General features: G+C 71.2%; 13 protein-coding genes, 1 tRNA gene and 1 riboswitch. Of the genes, 7 read left to right on the forward strand and 7 right to left on the reverse strand.

Annotation, left to right across the window (positions count from 1 at the left end):
• Positions 1-154: 154 nt before the first annotated feature.
• From ACZ5PB_RS30765 to ACZ5PB_RS30780, 4 genes are all read right to left on the reverse strand, one after another.
• A complete protein-coding gene (locus tag ACZ5PB_RS30765) occupies positions 155-3,397 on the reverse strand; it encodes an amidohydrolase family protein (RefSeq protein ID WP_468695874.1) in 3,243 nt (1,080 codons plus the stop codon).
• 183 nt (positions 3,398-3,580) lie between these two features.
• Entirely contained in the window at positions 3,581-4,174 is a 594-nt protein-coding gene (locus tag ACZ5PB_RS30770; RefSeq protein WP_468695660.1) for a lytic polysaccharide monooxygenase auxiliary activity family 9 protein, read from the reverse strand.
• Between the two features lie 192 nt (positions 4,175-4,366).
• Entirely contained in the window at positions 4,367-5,440 is a 1,074-nt protein-coding gene (locus ACZ5PB_RS30775) for an SPFH domain-containing protein (protein WP_468695661.1), read from the reverse strand.
• Positions 5,437-6,633: a peptidoglycan-binding protein gene (locus tag ACZ5PB_RS30780; protein ID WP_468695663.1), complete on the reverse strand. Its 1,197-nt coding sequence runs from the start codon at positions 6,631-6,633 to the stop codon at positions 5,437-5,439. The genes ACZ5PB_RS30775 and ACZ5PB_RS30780 overlap by 4 nt, the downstream gene beginning before the upstream one ends.
• Positions 6,634-6,761: 128 nt before the next feature.
• On the opposite strand from ACZ5PB_RS30780, the gene ACZ5PB_RS30785 reads away from it, so the two are divergent.
• From ACZ5PB_RS30785 to glxA, 3 genes are all read left to right on the forward strand, one after another.
• A tRNA-Lys gene (locus ACZ5PB_RS30785) sits at positions 6,762-6,835 on the forward strand.
• A 408-nt stretch (positions 6,836-7,243) separates the two neighbouring features.
• Entirely contained in the window at positions 7,244-9,256 is a 2,013-nt protein-coding gene (locus ACZ5PB_RS30790) for a glycosyltransferase family 2 protein (protein WP_468695664.1), read from the forward strand.
• Positions 9,253-11,196 carry a radical copper oxidase GlxA gene (gene glxA, locus ACZ5PB_RS30795; protein ID WP_468695665.1) on the forward strand — a complete coding sequence of 648 codons (1,944 nt, stop codon included), beginning with the start codon at positions 9,253-9,255 and terminating at the stop codon, positions 11,194-11,196. Before ACZ5PB_RS30790 ends, glxA begins: the two co-directional genes overlap by 4 nt.
• Positions 11,197-11,280: 84 nt before the next feature.
• On the opposite strand, the gene ACZ5PB_RS30800 is transcribed toward glxA, so the two are convergent.
• Positions 11,281-12,303 (reverse strand): glycoside hydrolase family 6 protein, encoded by a 1,023-nt coding sequence (locus tag ACZ5PB_RS30800; RefSeq protein WP_468695667.1) that lies wholly within the window; start codon positions 12,301-12,303, stop codon positions 11,281-11,283.
• Positions 12,304-12,601: 298 nt separating this feature from the next.
• Here ACZ5PB_RS30800 and ACZ5PB_RS30805 point away from each other — a divergent pair, with 298 nt between their 5' ends.
• The 4 genes from ACZ5PB_RS30805 to ACZ5PB_RS30820 all read left to right on the forward strand — a co-directional run bounded on the left by ACZ5PB_RS30805 (position 12,602) and on the right by ACZ5PB_RS30820 (position 15,802).
• On the forward strand, positions 12,602-13,399 hold the full coding sequence (locus tag ACZ5PB_RS30805; RefSeq protein WP_468695669.1) for a GAF domain-containing protein: 798 nt from the start codon (positions 12,602-12,604) through the stop codon (positions 13,397-13,399).
• 59 nt (positions 13,400-13,458) lie between these two features.
• Positions 13,459-14,241: a GAF and ANTAR domain-containing protein gene (locus tag ACZ5PB_RS30810; RefSeq protein ID WP_468695670.1), complete on the forward strand. Its 783-nt coding sequence runs from the start codon at positions 13,459-13,461 to the stop codon at positions 14,239-14,241.
• Between the two features lie 312 nt (positions 14,242-14,553).
• Positions 14,554-14,710: riboswitch (cobalamin riboswitch) on the forward strand.
• A 34-nt stretch (positions 14,711-14,744) separates the two neighbouring features.
• Positions 14,745-14,966, forward strand: a complete 222-nt coding sequence (locus ACZ5PB_RS30815; protein ID WP_468695672.1) for a CbtB domain-containing protein — start codon at positions 14,745-14,747, stop codon at positions 14,964-14,966.
• A 17-nt stretch (positions 14,967-14,983) separates the two neighbouring features.
• Positions 14,984-15,802: a CbtA family protein gene (locus tag ACZ5PB_RS30820; RefSeq protein WP_468695673.1), complete on the forward strand. Its 819-nt coding sequence runs from the start codon at positions 14,984-14,986 to the stop codon at positions 15,800-15,802.
• On the opposite strand, the gene ACZ5PB_RS30825 is transcribed toward ACZ5PB_RS30820, so the two are convergent.
• Positions 15,757-16,443, reverse strand: a complete 687-nt coding sequence (locus tag ACZ5PB_RS30825) for a class F sortase (protein WP_468695674.1) — start codon at positions 16,441-16,443, stop codon at positions 15,757-15,759. The genes ACZ5PB_RS30820 and ACZ5PB_RS30825 overlap by 46 nt on opposite strands.
• 52 nt (positions 16,444-16,495) lie before the next feature.
• Positions 16,496-17,026, reverse strand: coding sequence for a hypothetical protein (locus tag ACZ5PB_RS30830; protein WP_468695676.1), 531 nt, complete (start codon positions 17,024-17,026; stop codon positions 16,496-16,498).
• Positions 17,027-17,239 lie beyond the last annotated feature (213 nt).

The raw sequence follows: 17,239 nt of genomic DNA on the forward strand, positions 1-17,239 counted from the left end.
CACCCCGCCCGCCAGGCCCGACACGTCGTGCCCCCGGCGCCCCCCGCCCTCAGGACGGACGGACACCCTCCGATCCCCGCGCACACCGACCCCAGGGCCGGTCGGGCCCGGTGTGCGCAAGCACTCGGGCCCGACCGGCCCTGCTCGGACCGGGTCAGCAGCAACCGTCCCTGCGGATCTGGTCGGCCACCTGGTGCCAGTGCTTCGCCGACGCGTCCGCACCGCCGTCCGCGCGGGCGTCGTCCCGGGGCTCCGCGCCCGTCCGGCCGGCCTTCTCGTACGTCCGCGTCAGTGCCGCCCGCGAGTGCACCCGGCCGCCGACCACCGCCCCCGACACCTTCACCAGGTCGTCGAAGTCGGCGAGCGGGTCTCCGTCGACCAGGGTCAGGTCGGCGATCTTGCCCGGTTCGACGGAGCCCAGCTCCCGGTCCGCCCCGAAGAGCCGCGCCGCCGAGAGCGTCACCGTCGCCAGCGCCTGCGCCGCGCTGAAGCCGTGCCGTACGAAGGCGCGCAGGGCCACGTGCAGGGGCAGGCCGACCGGGACGATCGGGGTGTCCGTGCCGAGGGCCAGCCGGCCGCCGCCGTCGATCACCTTGCGGTAGGTGTCCATCTCGCGGCGCAGGACGAGGCGGTCGATGTCCGTCGGCGGTTTGGCCGCCCCGGCGCGGACCGTCGCCACGTCCCACGGCGGCATCATCGCCGTGACGCGCGGGTCGTCGGCGAGGCCGGGGAAGTCCCCCAGCAGCGCGAACGAGGTGAAGGGGGTGGCGAGCAGCTTCAGGCCGCCCTCCGTGTAGTTGGTGACGGTGTCCTGGTAGGTGAGCTGTTCGCTGGTGGTGCCGTGGCCCCGGTCGGCGCGTTCGGTCGCGGCGAGGTGGCTGGTCAGGTCCTGGCCGCCCTGGACGCCCTGCGAGGCGAGGTGCGAGCCGGAGAGGACGCCGAGCCGTTCGTGGCCGAAACGGGCCGCCTCCTCCATGTAGTCCATCGGGGCGCGGACGTAGGTCTTCACGAAGTCCCAGTCGAGTGCCGCGCCCCGGGCCAGCGAGCGCCGCAGCCCCTCGGTGGTCCGGTGGGCCCGGCCCATGCTGTAGGCCACGCGGGGCCCGTCGAGGAGTTCGCCGGTGGTGAGCAGCCGGGGTCCGGCGAGGCGTCCGGCGATGACGTCCTCCCTGATCCGGGCCTGTTCGTAGGAGAACCCGGCGAGCGAGACCGTCGTGGTGATGCCGTACGCGAGGCAGAGCGCGCTCTGCCGGGCGCCGTAGGTGTACGCCCAGGGGTGGGTGTGCGAGTCCCACAGTCCCGGCAGCACGGTCTGCCGGGAGGCGTCGACGTGCCGGGCGGCCCGGCGGCCCGCCCGGTGCGGTTCGACGGCGGCGACGCGTCCGTCGCGGATCAGGATGTCGACGTCGTCGCGGGTGCGGCCGTCGGTGCGGGTGCCGTCCCAGAGGCGGCCCGCGTGGACGACGGTGTCGACGGGGGTGGAGCGCCGGCGGTCGAGCCGTACCGGCACCGCCCGGCCGGGGCCGCCGCCGTCGCGGGTGGCCAGCCGCAGCTCTCCTTCGGCGAGGTAGAGCAGCGTACGCGAGTCATCTGCCCAACTCGGGTGGTCCGCACCGGACTTGGAGACCAGCCTGGCCTCTCCCGCCGGGCTTCCGTCGCCGCGCACCGGCAGCACCCACAGCGCGGACTCGCTCACGCAGGCGAGCCACTTCCCGTCCGGTGACCAGACGGGTCCCGAGGCGTACCGGTCGGAGAGCGAGCCGAAGCGCGAGAAGGGGTGCAGGGCCGAGGTGCCCGTGGCGGTGTCGATGACCCGGATGAGGTTGTAGCCCTCCCGGTAGCGGTGGTTGAGCCGGTTGCGGTCGCAGTAGGCGAGGTAGCGGCCGTCCGGCGACCAGCTCGGCGGCCCGGGCAGCCCGCCCGCGCCGAGTGCCGCGGCTACCACCTTCTCGGTTCCCGCGGCCAGGTCCCGTACGACCAGGCCGCCCGCCATGTCGAGGCAGGCGAGGCGGCTGCCGTCCGGGGACAGGGCGGGGTGGGTGCGGCCGCCGCCGGCCAGCAACTCGTCCTTTCCGGTGGCCAGTTCGTGGCGCCGCACCCCGTTCAGCCCGTCGCGGTCGTCGACGTAGAGCAGCCAGCGGCCGTCCCGGCTCCAGGAAGGGCCCTGGAGGTACACCGTCGGGGCGGCCTCCACCACTCTTCTCGGCTTGCCGCCCCGGCCGGAAACAGGCTGTACCCAGAGGGAGTTGAGGGAGACGAAGGCGAAGGAGCGGCCGTCGGGGGCGAGGGCGGGCTGCTGGATGCCGCGCACCCGGCCCGTCCGCCGCGGCTCCAGTTCGTACTTCTTGACGCGGTACGAGGGCCGCTCGACGGGCAGGGCCGCCGTGAAGGGGATCAGCTGCGCGCCGGGCGCCCGGTGCGGGCGGACGATCTGGAAGCGGCCGTCGAGGGTGACCAGCATGCGGGTGTCGTCGAGCCAGCGCGGCGGCGAGTCGGCGAGCAGTCCTTCGACGGGGACGCTCTTTCCGTCGACGACCAGGCCGACGACCTCGTACCGGCCGGGGCCGTTGGCCTGGACGGTGCGCAGCCAGGCGGTCCGGCCGGCCGGGGAGACGGCGGGGGTCAGGACGCTGCCGGGGGGCGAGTCCGCGGGTTCGGTGTGGACGACGCCGACCGGGCCGCTCCCGTCGGCGGCGACGGCGGCGATCGTACGGGACCGGAGGGCGGTGCCGGCCAGGCTGCCGCGGACGAACAGCACCCGGGATCCGTCGGCGCTCCAGGTGGGGTCGAAGTCCTCCCAGGGCGTGTCCTGGTGCGGGCCCTGCTGGCCGGGGGCGCCGGTGAGCCGGGTGAGTTTCCCGCCGCTGACCTCGACGGTCCAGATGCGGTACGGGCTGCCCTTGACGGGGTCGCCGCCGCGCTCGGAGGAGAAGGCGAGGCGGCGGCCGTCCGGGGACCAGGCGGGGCAGCGGTCGTCCCAGGGGCCTTCGGTGAGGCGGCGCGGGGCGGAGCCGTCGGCGTTCATCACCCACAGGTGGAACTGGCCGCCCTTGAAGGCGGTCATCGCGATCTGGCGTCCGTCGGGCGACAGGACGGGGCGGTTGGGTTCCAGCTCGGGCGGGGTGAGGGCGGTGGCCGGGCCGCCGTCCTCGTCGAAGGACCAGAGGATGTTCTGCACTTCGGCGACGTAGCGGCCGTTGTGGCCGGTGACGGTGCCGTTGGTGGCGTGGGTGAAGCGGAGCGTCCGCTCGCCCGCGGGGGCGGGGGGTGCGGCGGGGGCCGGGGCGGTGGGGGCCGCTGCGGCGGCGGTGCTCGCGGCCACCGCCCCCGTACCGACGGTGGTGGCAGCGGCGGTGGCGGTGACGGTCGCGGCCTGGAGGAAGGAGCGGCGTGGCATGGACGGCACGGTGGTCTCCCTGGGTCTCGGTCGGAATGCCGATCCCCCAGGGAACAACCACCCGCCCTGCCCCGTCCATGCCACCACGCCACGGCGGACCCGATCTGGCCGAAACCCCGGAAGGGGTGAGCCGCCCCGTCGGCGACGGGGCGGCTCACTCGTGGGGACGGGGATGCGGACCCGTCAGAACTTGACGTCGGAGCAGGCGTAGAACGCGTTGGCCGTGTCGTACACGTTCCACACCGCGAGCACGACGTGCTTGCCGGACTTGCCGCCGGGGATCGTTCCCTGGTGGGTCAGTGTCGCGGGCGGCTGCTGACCGCCGAACGGCACGTTCAGGAACGGCTGCGGGTCCAGCGAGGCCCGCGTGAGCGGCTTGGTCGGGTCCCAGCCCTGCTTGGTGATGTAGTACCGGAAGTCCGACGTGCGGTGCCGGGCGGTGAACTGCCAGCGGAACGAGTAGCTCTGTCCTGCCGTCACCTGGGTCGCGGGCCAGGCCCCGCCGCGCGGGTCGTCGAGCTGCGCGAATCCGCCGTTGCCGCCGGAACATATCCTTCCGTCGGCGGGACCGGACGCCGGGAAGCCCTTGGGGCCCTCGACGCTCTGCGGCTCCCACTGGATGGAACCGCAGTTCTTCACCGTGCCGTTGGCGCACAGCTTCTGGCGGCTGATCGGCGAGTCCGTGTAGCCGTGGCTGCTCGCACCGCTGGTGGAGAGTGCGGTGGCACCCGCTACCGCGAGCCCGAGGACAGCCGCACTCATTGCCTTTTTTCGCATGCTTCGCTCCAGGAGAACGTGGGGGGCATTCCGTGTTCTGTGACCTGTGCTGCACGCGCGCGCGTGTGGTGCTGGAGGTGCTGTGACGCTGTGGTGCCGTGGCGGATTTCCGGTCTAGACCAAGGCCCAATGTAAGGACGGCAGTTGAACATGTCCAGACCAATGTCCAACGTTGAGGAGAGTTAAGGAAAGTCAGGTTCCACTGAGGTACGCCACCGTCAACTCCCGTACCAGTGCCCTGCGTTCGTAGTCGTCGAGCTCTCCCGCCAGACCGCGTGCCGTCAGCCGGGCCACGGTGTCCTCCACCGCGTCCACCACCGAGGCGAGCACCTTCTCCCGCTGCCGGGCGTCCAGGGCGGCGACCGTCCTGCGGCGCATCGCGTCGGCGACCTCGGGCGCGTACTCGATCCGCAGCGGCTGCACCGAGAACACCTCGATACCGGCCCCGGCAAGAGTGGCCGAGAGCTGCCGGGTCAGCGCGTCCCCGACCGCCGCCGCGTCCCGCACCCCGTCGGCGGGGGTCTGCGCCAGCACCCGGGCGAGGGCCGCCTCGACCTGCCCGCGCAGCTGCCCCGTGGGGTCCGCCACGGTGAGCGTCGCCCGCGCCGGGTCGGCGACCCGCCACACCACCAGGACGACCACCCGCAGCGGGATCCCGTTCCGGTCGGCGGCCGGCAGCGGCTCGCTCCGCCAGTGCTTCAGCCGTACGTCCACCCGGTGGCGCACCAGCAGCGGGCTCAGCCACATCAGCCCGGTGCGCCGGACGGTCCCCCGGTACGCGCCGAAGCGCGTGAGCACCGACGCGTACCCCTCCCTCCCGCGCACCAGCCCGCCGAACGCGATCAGGCCCACCGCCAGCAGCGCGGCGAGGACCCCCCAGCCCGCGAGCCCGATCCCCTCGTACGTGCGCGAAGGCAGCCGCAGCGCCGCGGCGAGCGGCCCCGGCAGCAGTCCCGCCCACCACAGTGCCGCCCCGCACCCGGCCACCGCGCCGAGCCCGGCGGCCAGTGCCGCCCAGCCAGGGCGCACCGGGCCGGGCCGCTCGGCGGGCCCGGGGTTCGCGGGGGCGGGGTTCGCGGGGGCGGGGTTCGCGGGGGCGGGTCCGGCCCGGTGGTCGATGCGGCGCTGCTCTCCCGTTCCCTGCCGCCGCCCTACGACGGTCACCCCGGACGGCACGGGGGCGCCCGCCGCCCCGGCCTCGTCGCGGAAGAGGAGGTGCACGGGGATCTCGGTCGTCGAGTCGTTCCTGATCACTGGGTCCCTCATCGCTGTGCCCCCTCGCCTGCTGCGCCCGTGGAGCCCGCCGTGCCCGTCCTGAACAGCCGCCGCCAGGTCTCGGGCCCCGGATAGCCGTCGGCCTCCGCACCCCGCCAGCCCTGCGCCCGCTGGAACGCCTCCACGTTGCGCCGGTCGGCCTCGCCCCAGTCGGGCCCCGGCCCCACCGTGTAGTACTTGCCGAACCCCTTGGCCACGAGCTGCCGCCCCAGCTTCTCCACGTACGCACTGGACCTTCCGGGGCGGAAGTGCTGCGTCCCGGGGAACGCGGGCGCGCCCGCCGAGCCCTGGGGGGAGGTGCCGCCGACCAGTCCCCGGTAGCGGTAGGCGACGTAGCGGTCGGCGTTCTTCCAGTAGCCGAGCGGGGTGGCCTGCTTGCGGGTGGTGGGGCGGGTCTGCTCGTAGGCGAGGTAGTGGCCGTGCGTGTAGTCCGTCCAGCCGCCGAAGATCGTGACGTGCGAGCCGGAGTGCGGGTCGGCGGTGTTGTGGAAGAGGAGGATGTCGCCGGGCTGGAGCTGCTCGCGGGGCACCTTCACGCCGAACTCGGCCAGCGAGCCGGTCCACTCGTTGCCGCTGAGCCCCCAGGCCATCGAGACATAGCCGGAGCAGTCCTGCCGGTACCCGTCGCGCCAGAACTTCTCCATGCTGTACGGCACCTTCGCCTCGACCCACGTCTTGGCCCGCTTGATGATGTCGGCGCGGGTGGCGGGCTTGAACTTGGGGGCGGCGGCGACCCCGCCGGGCCCCGGTGCGCCGGGCGTGGCTTTCGGCCTTCCGTGCAGGGGGGCCGCCCGGCCCTGCGGGGCGGGCGCGTCGAGCTCCTCCTCGGGGAGGTCCCAGAGGTGCGACCGGCCACTGCCGCTGTCCCGTACCTCCGGCCGGCGACTCTCCGGCCGGTGGCCCGCGTCCCCGGCCGCCGGCCGCGCCGGGTCGTCCCACACACCCGTCCGTGCCGTCCCCTCCATGGCTCCGGTGGTTCCCGTCCCCGCCGCGCCCGCCGCTCCCCCGCCGCCCAGCACCACTCCGGCGGCAGTGACCAGCACCATGGCGCGGCGGGCGCCGTGCGTGGCGGGGTGACCACCGTCACGTGCGGCGAGGGATCTCGTCCTGCGGATACGGCGCCGGTCGGCGCATCCGGCACAGGGGCAGTCGGCCGCGGGCTGAATCTCCTCGAACTGGATCACAGCCAGAGTGTCCCAACTGGCCGGACATAACGCATCTTGACGGTACGAAATATAAGCAAATGGACATCACGGTCTCCCGCTGGTTCAAACCACTCCTGAGCGTCCGGTAGAGTTCTCCGAGTCAGCAGGCGCCGCTAGCTCAGTTGGTTAGAGCAGCTGACTCTTAATCAGCGGGTCCGGGGTTCGAGTCCCTGGCGGCGCACGCGCAACCGAGACCCTTCCACCACCGGTGGGAGGGTCTCGGTCATTCCCACGGGTCCGGGCCCTTCCCCGGCCCCGCCCCGGGACCCCGGCAGCCCTGCGATCAGCGACCCTTGCGATCACATGAAGAGTCGGGGAACCTATCCTGGAGCCAGTGGCTCCAATGGGGCGGGCGGTTCGACGAGTTGAGGCTCGGCCGGCCGACGAGGGGATGGACGGCCCACGGGGTGGGGGCCCCTTTCACCCACGGATGTCGGGACGGGCATCATGCAACCGGAAGGTTGTCGTCCTGTGTCTGTGCTGATGGCGGCCCGACCAATGTTGCGTTCGAGACGGTCGAGGGGGACCGCCAGCGAGCGAGATGACCTACGAACTCACGCAGCCAGCCTTGCGTGCGGGGGGATGACTCATGACGTCGACGCCGAGCGGCGCCGGGCAGTACCACGACCCGAACCACGGGCCAACCCACGACCCCACCCAGACCACGCAGCTCCGGGTCCCTCCGCAGCTCGGGTCGAACGGACCGGGTCGCCGAAAGCAGAAGGCGCTGCCCAGGTACGACTACGAGCACTACAGCCGGCTGGCCGGACCACTGACCCAGCCGGACCCCAGCAAGCCGTACAAGGTCCAGTACCGGTCACTGATCTCCCAGGAGCCGCACCGCATCAGAGCCGCCCTGCTGCTCGGTGCCGCGCCGCTGCTCTCGCTGGCCCTGTTCATCTGGCTGATGCAGCCGAGCCACTGGACCGACCGCGACCCGAACCTCCAGGACGACCTCCTGCGTGCGCTCGACGTCGTCATGCTGGTCTCGATCGGTCTCATCGAGCTCTTCCGCACGATGAACGTGCTCTCCAACGCGCACGCGACCCTCGTCGCCCGTGACCCGATCCCGGTGGTCCCCGAGACCGGCACCCGGGTCGCCTTCATGACCTCCTTCGTGCCCGGCAAGGAGCCGCTGGAGATGGTCACCAAGACCCTGGAGGCGGCGGTCAAGATCCGCCACCGGGGCCTGCTGCACATCTGGCTGCTCGACGAGGGCGACGACCCGGCGGTCAAGGAGGTCTGCGCCCGTCTCGGCGTGCACCACTTCTCCCGCAAGGGCATCGCCAAGTGGAACCAGAAGAAGGGCGCCCACCGGGCGAAGACCAAGCACGGCAACTACAACGCCTGGCTGGACGCGCACGGTGACGACTACGACTACTTCGCCTCGGTCGACACCGACCACATCCCGCTCCCGAACTACCTGGAGCGGATGCTCGGCTACTTCCGCGACCCCGACATCGGCTTCGTCATCGGCCCGCAGGTGTACGGCAACTACGACACCTTCGTCACCAAGGCCGCCGAGTCGCAGCAGTTCCTCTTCCACGCCCTGATCCAGCGCGCGGGCAACCGCTACGGCGCCCCCATGTTCGTGGGTACGTCCAACGCGGTCCGCATCAAGGCGCTGAAGCAGATCGGCGGTCTGTACGACTCGATCACCGAGGACATGGCGACGGGCTTCGAGATCCACCGCGCCAAGAACCCGGCGACGGGCAAGAAGTGGCGCTCGGTCTACACCCCGGACGTACTGGCCGTCGGCGAGGGCCCCACCGCCTGGACCGACTTCTTCACCCAGCAGCTCCGCTGGTCGCGCGGTACGTACGAGACGATCCTCAAGCAGTACTGGAAGGGCTGGGGCACGCTGCCCCCGGGCAAGCTCTTCAACTACACGATGATGATCATCTTCTACCCGATGTCCGCCATGAACTGGATCCTGGCCGCGCTCTCCTGCGCGCTGTTCCTGGGCATGGGCGCCTCGGGTGTCCAGATCGACCCGGTCATCTGGATGATGCTGTACGGCAACGCCTCCGCGCTCCAGATCGGCCTCTACATCTGGAACCGCCGTCACAACGTCTCGCCGCACGAGCCCGAGGGCTCCGGCGGTCTGGCCGGTATGGCGATGTCCGCCATGTCCGCGCCGATCTACGCGCGCTCGCTGCTGGACGCCGTACTGCGCCGCAAGTCCAGCTTCGTCGTGACGCCCAAGGGCGACTCGTCCAGCCCGGACACGCTCTTCGGCACGTTCCGCATCCACATGTTCTTCATCGTGATCTTCGGCGGGTCCATCGTGGCCTCGTACTTCCTCGGCCACTCGCACCCCGCGATGGTCCTGTGGGCCTCGCTCGCCATGCTCGTCACCGCGGCGCCGGTGATCGCCTGGCGGCTCGGCATGCGCGAGGAGAAGAAGAAGGGCAAGCCGGGCCCCCAGCAGGGTCCCGGAGACGCCGGCTCCGCCCCCGAGTTCGACCAGGGGGCCGGATACCCGGGGCAGCACGGACAGCACGGGCAACACCCCGAGGGGCATGCGCCGCAGCAGAAGCCGAGCTGGGCCGCAGCCGATCAGACCATGCAGATCTCTTCCCTTGGGAGCCGTAAGAAATGAGTTTCCGTCCGAGCCGCCGCGCCAAACGACTGTCGATCACGGCCGCGGTGGTCATTGCTCTGGCGGCGTTCAACGGGCCCGCGCTGTACCGCTTCGGTTCGGAGCAGTACCACGAGTACAAGATCAACCGCCCGGAGTACAAGGCGGAGAACGGTAAGTGGGACTTCCTCGACGTCCCCACCGACAAGAAGATCAACACGATCCACTCGGCACTGCTGCACACCGGCAAGGTCCTGCTGATCGCGGGTTCCGGCAACAACCAGAAGAACTTCGACGCGGGCAAGTTCGAGTCGGTCCTGTGGGACCCGAAGAACAACTCGTACAAGATGATCAAGACCCCGAAGGACATGTTCTGCTCGGGGCACACACAGCTGGGCGACGGCAAGCTGCTCGTCGCCGGCGGCACCAAGCGGTACGAGAAGCTGGAGGGTGACGTCACCAAGGCCGGCGGCCTGATGGTGGTGCACAACGAGAACCCGGACAAGCCGATAACACTGCCCGCGGGCACGGTCTTCAAGGGCAAGAAGAACGGCAAGACGTACGTCTCCAAGGACCCGGTCCTGGTCGAGAAGGCCAAGAAGGTCTTCGCCAAGACCGGACCCAACAAGGGCCGGTTCCTGCGCAACGAACCCGGTCTCGGCCGGATCTACGTCGAGGCCAAGCAGTCCGGCAAGGCGTACGAGTCGGGCGCCCAGGACAACTACACGATCACCACGCTGACCGGCAAGGACGCCCAGAACACCTACGGCGTCGCCGAGAAGCTCGCCCTGGACAAGAAGGACTTCCAGGGCATCCGGGAGGCGTACGAGTTCGACCCGGTGGCGGAGAAGTACATCACCGTCGACCCGATGAACGAGGCACGCTGGTACCCGTCGCTGACCACGCTCAAGGACGGCAAGGTCCTGGCGACCTCCGGCCTCGACGAGATCGGCCAGATCGTCCCGGGCAAGGACGAGATCTACGACCCGAAGACGAAGACCTGGAAGTACACGGGCTTCGAGCGCAGGCTGCCGACGTACCCGTCGCTGTTCACCCTCAACAGCGGCAAGCTCATCTACACCGGCTCCAACGCGGGCTACGGCCCGGCGGACGTCGGCCGTGAGCCCGGCATCTGGGACCTGACGAACAACAGCTTCAAGAAGATCCCGGGCATGAGCGACCCGGACCAGCTGGAGACCTCGGCCTCGGTCATGCTGCCCCCGGCACAGGACCAGCGGTTCATGGTCATCGGCGGCGGCGGCGTCGGAGAGTCGGACAAGTCCACCGAGAAGACCCGTCTGGTCGACGCCGACGACGACAACCCGGTCTTCAAGGACGGGCCCTCGCTCGACAAGGGCACCCGCTACCCGAGCGCCTCGCTGATGCCGGACGACACCGTCCTGATCACCGGCGGTTCCGAGGACTACCGGGGGCGCAGCGACTCCAACATCAAGGAGGCGCGCTCCTTCGACCCGAAGACCAACAAGCTCAAGCGGCTCGCCGACCCGGAAGTGGGGCGCAACTACCACTCCAGCTCGGTACTACTGCCCGACGGCCGCGTCATGGTGGCGGGCTCCGACTCGCTCTACTCGGACAAGGCCAACACCCGGCCGGGCGTCTTCGAGCAGCGGATCGAGATCTACACCCCGCCGTACCTCTACCGCGACTCGCGGCCGAAGCTGAACGACGGCCCGAAGAAGATCGCGCGGGGCGCCAGCGGCACGTTCACCACGCAGCACGCGTCGTCCGTCAAGACGGCGAAGCTGATGCGGCCGAGCGCGGTGACGCACATGACCGACATGGACCAGCGCAGCATCGCGCTGGACTTCAAGAAGACGGCCGACGGCATCACCGTCACCGTCCCGAAGAGCCAGGCGCTGGTGCCCTCCGGGTACTACATGCTGTTCGTGACGGACGACCAGGGCACGCCTTCCGAGGCGGTCTGGGTCGAGGTCCCGTAACCCGGCAGACCTGTTGGACAGTGGATACGAGTAAGGGGCGCCCTCCCGGAGGGCGCCCCTTACTCGTTGTCGTATCTGCTTTTTCTACTTGGCGTTCTTCGCCAGGTTCAGCGCGTAGTCCGCGAACCAGCGGCCGGCCTGCGGGCCGCCCTTGCACTCGCCGTCCGACTCACCGGGGCGCTTGACCCACAGGAAGGCGTGCACCTGCTCGTCGCCGGTCTCGGTGGTGGGCGCCTCCCCCAGGGCGCGGCCCGGCGGGTTGCACCACGGGTCCTTGAGGTTCTTCTCCTTGACGGGACCGTTGCCGTTGCGGCTGGTGTCGATGACGAAGGGCTTGTTGCCGACCTTCGCGGAGAGTTCCTTGCCGTACTTCTTGCTGTCCTCGGTGGAGTAGAAGTTCGAGACGTTCACCGAGAAGCCGTCGGCCTGGTCGATGCCCGACCACTTCAGCGGCTCGAAGATCTGGTCCGGCTTGCCCCAGCCCGCGTTGCCCGCGTCCAGGTAGACCTTGGTCTTCGGCTGTGCCTTCAGCGTCTTGATGGCGCCCTTGAGGAGGTCGTAGCGCTCCTCGTGGAACTTCTCGGGGGTGCACTGGTCGACCAGGTGCAGCACCGCGTCCGGCTCCAGGATCACCGTGGCGGGACGGTCGCCGATGCCCTCGGCGACCTCCTTGATGAAGGCGCGGTACGCGTTGCCGTCGGCGGCGCCGCCGCCGGAGAAGTTGCCGCAGTCGCGGTGCGGGATGTTGTAGACGACCAGGATCGCCTCGCGGTCGGCCTTCGCGGCGGCCTCGGTGAAGCCCTTGGCCTGCTCCTTGGCGTTCTCCGGGATCAGCCATTCGCCGGACGGCTGCTGGGCGATCTTCCGGATCAGTTCCTTCTTGGCGCTGTCGCTCTCCTCGGCGAGCGCCTTGGCCGCCTTGGAGTCCGGATTGACCCAGAACGGATCGTCACCCTTGGGCTGTTGGGACACCGGCGGGTTGCCTCCCGATCCCCCGCTCGTACCGCCGCTGCCCCCTCCGTCCGAGGAGCAGCCGGTGAGCAGCAGAGCGGACCCCACCGCGACCGCTCCCAGTGCTCGCACACGTCCGCTGTAACTGCCGTACATCGACTCCCCCTTGGGCGCCTGAATGGAAAAGAAGGCCGAGGCAACCCCCCAGGCGCCCCTGCCCGGACACAACCGGGCGAATCCATCCTGACACATGGGGCTTCGCCGTCAGTAGGTGCGCCCGCTTCGTCGAGAAGCTGTTGCACCGCGTTCAACCTGCCTCTTTGGGGGCACCCGGCTACGATGAAGCACTCCTGGCGGCCTTCCGCCGGGTACTTCGCAGGACTCTTCGGACCTCTTCACGGGTGTCCCTCCGGGGGCCCTGCGGAACTCGTCGGAAACCCTCAGGAGGAGGGGCGTGGTCACCGCCCGTATGACCGCCCTGCTCGACGAGCTGGCGGTACGCCGCACCGCCGGACTCGACGAGTCCTTCGCCCGCCGCTGCGCCGAGATCCTGGGAGTGGACGGGCTGGCCGTCACCCTCGCCGACGAGGAGCTGCGGGGCGAGCCCGTGTGGTTCTCCGGCCGGTGCGCCGCCGGTCTGGAGGATCTCCAGTTCACCCTGGGCGAGGGGCCGGGGCCGGACTGCCTGCACACCGGGCGGCTGGTCCTGGAGAGCGATCTGGCGGAGGTCCCCAGGGAGCGCTGGCCGGGGTTCCTGCCGGCCGCGCAGAAGTCCGGGCTGCGGGCGGTGTTCTCCCTGCCGCTGCAGATCGGCGCGATCCTGGTGGGGGTCCTGACCTGTCACCGGGAAGAGCCGGGGCCGCTGTCCGGCGAGGCGCTGACCGACGTGCTGGTGCTCGCCGACGCCCTGACCCTGACCCTGCTGGGCAGCGGCCCGGGCGGGCGGCTGCCGGCCGGGGCCCGCACGGATCCCACGGCTCCCACGGCTCCCACAGCTTCCGCGGTTCCCGGCCCCGGCGGCTGGCTCGCGCAGGACGCGGCGCTCTACCGTGCGGAGGTGCACCAGGCGACCGGCATGATCGCGGTACGGCTGGGGGTGCCCCCGGCGGCGGCACTGGCCCGGCTGCGTGCGTACGCGTACGCCGCCGAGCGGCCCATCCTGGAGGTGGCGGGGGACGTGGTGGCACGGCGCCTGCTCTTCACCCCCGACGGGGCCCTGCATGACGGAGACGGCACGGAACAGGCACGATGATCCAGTGGCAGCGCCTCGCGCGGGCCCCCCGACGGCACGACAGATGTGGGTGACAACGCATGGACAGCTCCCGGCGCGAACAGAAGATCGCGACGGCCTTCGTCGAGCTCGCCGACACCCTGGTCGACGACTTCGAGGTGATCGACTTCCTCCAGTGGTCGGCGGCCAGGTGCGTCGAGCTCCTCGATGTGTCCGCTGCCGGGCTGATGCTGGTCGACCAGCGCGGCCAGCTCCAGTGCGTGGCCACCTCCGACGAACGCGCCCAGCTGTTCGACCTGCTGGAGATGCAGTACCTGGAGGGGCCCTGCCAGGACTCCTTCCGCAGCCGTGGCCCGGTCGGGCCGCTCGCGCTGGACGATCCGGCGGTACGGGAGCGCTGGCCGGTCTTCGCGCCGCGCGCCGCCGCGTACGGCTTCCTGTCCACGTACGCGGTCCCGCTGCGCAGCCGCGAGACGGTCATCGGCGCGCTGAACCTCTTCGTCTGCGACCCGGGTGCCGTCCCCGGCGCGCACGACCTGGCGCTGGCCCAGGCGCTGGCGGACACCTCGACCCTCGGCGTCCTCCAGCAGCGCACCCTGCACCACGACGAGCTGGTCGCCGGGCAGCTCCAGTCGGCGCTCTCCGGCCGGATGCGCCTCGACCAGGCCAAGGGGATGGTGGCGGAGCAGTGGGGGATCTCGGTGGACGAGGCGTTCGACGCGCTGCGGGCCCATTCGGTCCGTACCCGGCGGCCGGTGTCGGAGATCGCCACCGAACTGGTCCGGGGAAGCCTTTCCGCGGCGGCGGTCCTTGTCGAGAGCCGAGAGCCGGGGCCGGGGGAAGAGGGGATGAGAGCGAAGTGAGGGGGTTTCCGTCGACACGGTTGACACGAGAGAGGACACCCGGCGCGACTTTGCTGTGACTTTGCGTCAATTACCCTATGGAGAACGGCGCTTGGCCGTTCTACAGTGTTCGTAGGCCCCAGCCCCCGGCCACCAGAGCCGAGTTGGCACTCCAAGAACCTCCCGCACAGACGCCGGGCTTCTCCCGCAGTCCGTGCGCGTGCGGTCGAGGACCAGCCCGGTCGGCGGCTCCGGGGGGAGCGAGCGGCCGACCGGGCCAGGTGCACCCACGCGCCCCTCCCCCGCCTCACCCCGCCCCTCTGTGCGGCATTGACAGTGCACCGCCAGACTGGGACTCTCCCCAGGACAACTCCACAATTCGAGGCGACGGCGAACAGGAACTCCGGTGCGATTCCGGGGCGGTCCCGCCACTGTGACCACACCTGCCCGGGTGCGGAAGCCAGGAACTGACCCGTCGTCCTCCTGCCATGGGGCGTGGAAACCCCAGAAGGAGGCTCCCCCGCATGTCTACGCATGTCCCGCAGGCCGCCGACCAGTCGGCGTCGCTCGCGTCCGCGACCACCCGTACCCGCGACCTGCTGATCCTGGCCGCCGCGGCGATCATCGCCCTCGTCGCGCTCTACGCCGTGTTCATGGACAACGGCCAGATCATCTCCGCGACCGGCGACTACCTGCACGAGTTCTCGCACGACGGCCGGCACCTCTTCGGTGCCCCTTGCCACTGATCGGGGCCGTACGCACCATGAACAACCCCATACTTCCCCTGCTCGGCCGCGCGCTCGCGGCCGGCGGGGCGGCCGGTCTTGCCACCGGCCTGTTCTCCCTGCTGCTCGCCGAGCCGCTGATGGACCGGGCGATCGTCCTCGAAGAGGCCCGCTCGGCGAAGGAGGAGGCCGCCGAGCACGCCCACGGCGCGGCCGCCGGTGCCACCCAGGGGCACGAGGAGCTGTTCTCCCGCTCGGCCCAGCACTTCGGCCTGGTTGTCACGGCGGTGATCGCCGGGCTCGCGCTCGGTGCGCTGTTCGCGGTGGCGTACGCGCTGGTCCACCGCCGTACCGGCTTCCTGGTACGGGCGTGGCCGCGTGCGCTCGCCTTCTGCGCGGCGGCTTTCGTGGCCGTCGCCCTGCTGCCGGGGCTGCGCTACCCGGCGGCGCCGCCCGGGGTCGGTGACTCCTCGACGGTGGCCAACCGGCAGGCGCTGTGGGTGGCCGCGGTGGTCATCGGCATCCTCGGCATGGTCCTGGCGTGGCAGTTGTACGTACGGCTGGCCGGCCGCGCGGAGCCGCTGCGGCACGGGGCGGTGTTCCTGACCGGGGCCGCCACCCTCGCCGTGATGTTCCTGCTGCCCGGCAATCCGGACGAAGTCCCCGTACCGGCCACGCTGTTGTGGGACTTCCGGGTGCTGTCGCTGGGCTCGCAGCTGCTGCTGTGGGCGGTGTTCGCGGCGGTGTTCGGCGGGCTGGGCCTGCGGGCCGCGGCGCGGGCCGCCGAGCGGGCGAAGTCCCCTGCCTCCGCTCAGGACTTGGCGGCGGCGGGCGCTTCGGTGGCGCCGGTCAAGTAGGCGGAGACGACCACGTTGGCCGTGTAGGCGCGGGCTTCGTGGTCGTACGTACCGCCGCAGGTGATCAGGCGCAGTTCCGCGCGTCCGTCCTCGCGGGCTCCGTACACCTTCTTCGCGTCGAACTTCTCCCGGCTGAAGACCTGGACGTCGTCGATGGTGAACTCGGTGACGGAGCCGTCCGCTCCGGTGACCTTGATCTGCTCGCCGGGGCGGGCCGAGCTGAGCCCGTAGAAGACCGCGGGCTTGCTCTTGGTGTCGACGTGCCCCACCAGCAGGGCCGTGCCGCTCGCTCCGGGGCGGGTGCCGTCGCCGAACCAGCCGACGGTGGTGGGCTGTTCGTACGGCGGCGGGTCCACGGCGCCCGAGGCGTCGAGACCCCGGGGGACGACGGGGGCGGCGATGCCGAGCGACGGGATCTCCACCCGCCGGGGCTTCACTCCGGCCACCGGTTCGTGTGCCTCGGGCAGTTCGATCTGCAGCAGCGGGCGTCCCACCGCGGCCACGTCACCGGTGGTCGGGGCGGATATGCCGCCCGGCCCGTCGGTGAGGTCGCGGCCCCACAGCCACAGTCCGAGGAGCAGTACCGCCCAGGCGACGCCGGTGAGCATCCGGCCCTTGCCGGACGCGTGGTCATCGCTCATGTCCGCTCCTCTCCCAGCCCTGTTTCCCGGTCGCGATCGTGCCTGTCGCGCTTCAGTCGGCGGAGGCGCCGCTCCGGCGGCGGCGGACCGAACGTCCGGCGATGGCGACGGCGGCGACACCCGCGAGGCCGAGGCCGATCAGGGTGTGCGGGGTGCCGGGGCCGTCGGTCTCGGCGGCCAGGGCGGTGCCGCCGCCGCCCGCGCGGACGGGAGCGGTGGGATCGACCCTGCGGTGGACGACGGTGACGTTGCCGCTGGCGTTGCCGGCCCCGTCCTCGCACTTGACGGTGATGCCGTAGTCGCGGCCCTGGGCGTCGGAGCGGATGTGCGCCTCGGCGAAGAGTCCGCCGTCGGCGGCCGGGCTGAAGTGGGCGGGCGAGGAGAAGGCCTCGGAGGTGCCGATCGCCTTCTTGCCGCCGCACACGCTGACGCGCAGGTCCACCTCCCCGCCTGCGGCGATGGTGGACGGGGTGACGGTGACGTTGCCGTGCTGTTCCTCGTTGTCCGCGAGGGCGGCGGGTACGGGCACGAGTACCGCGGCGAGTACCGCGCCTGTGCACAGAGTGAGCTGCGATGAGCGCATTGTGAACCTCCTGGTACTACGAAGATCCACGCGTCCGGAGGATTCCGCATCCGCAGCGCCCTGTCACTGCGCCGTACGGGCCTTTCCTCGTGCTATGGGGAGTGACGGGCGCGGGGGGGGGGGGGGGGGGGGGGGGGGGGGGGGGGGGGGGGGGGGGGGGGGGGGGGGGGGGGGGGGGGGGGGGGGGGGAGCGGGGGGGGGAAAAACAAAAGG

Source organism: Streptomyces sp. NPDC032721 (genome assembly GCF_055579625.1).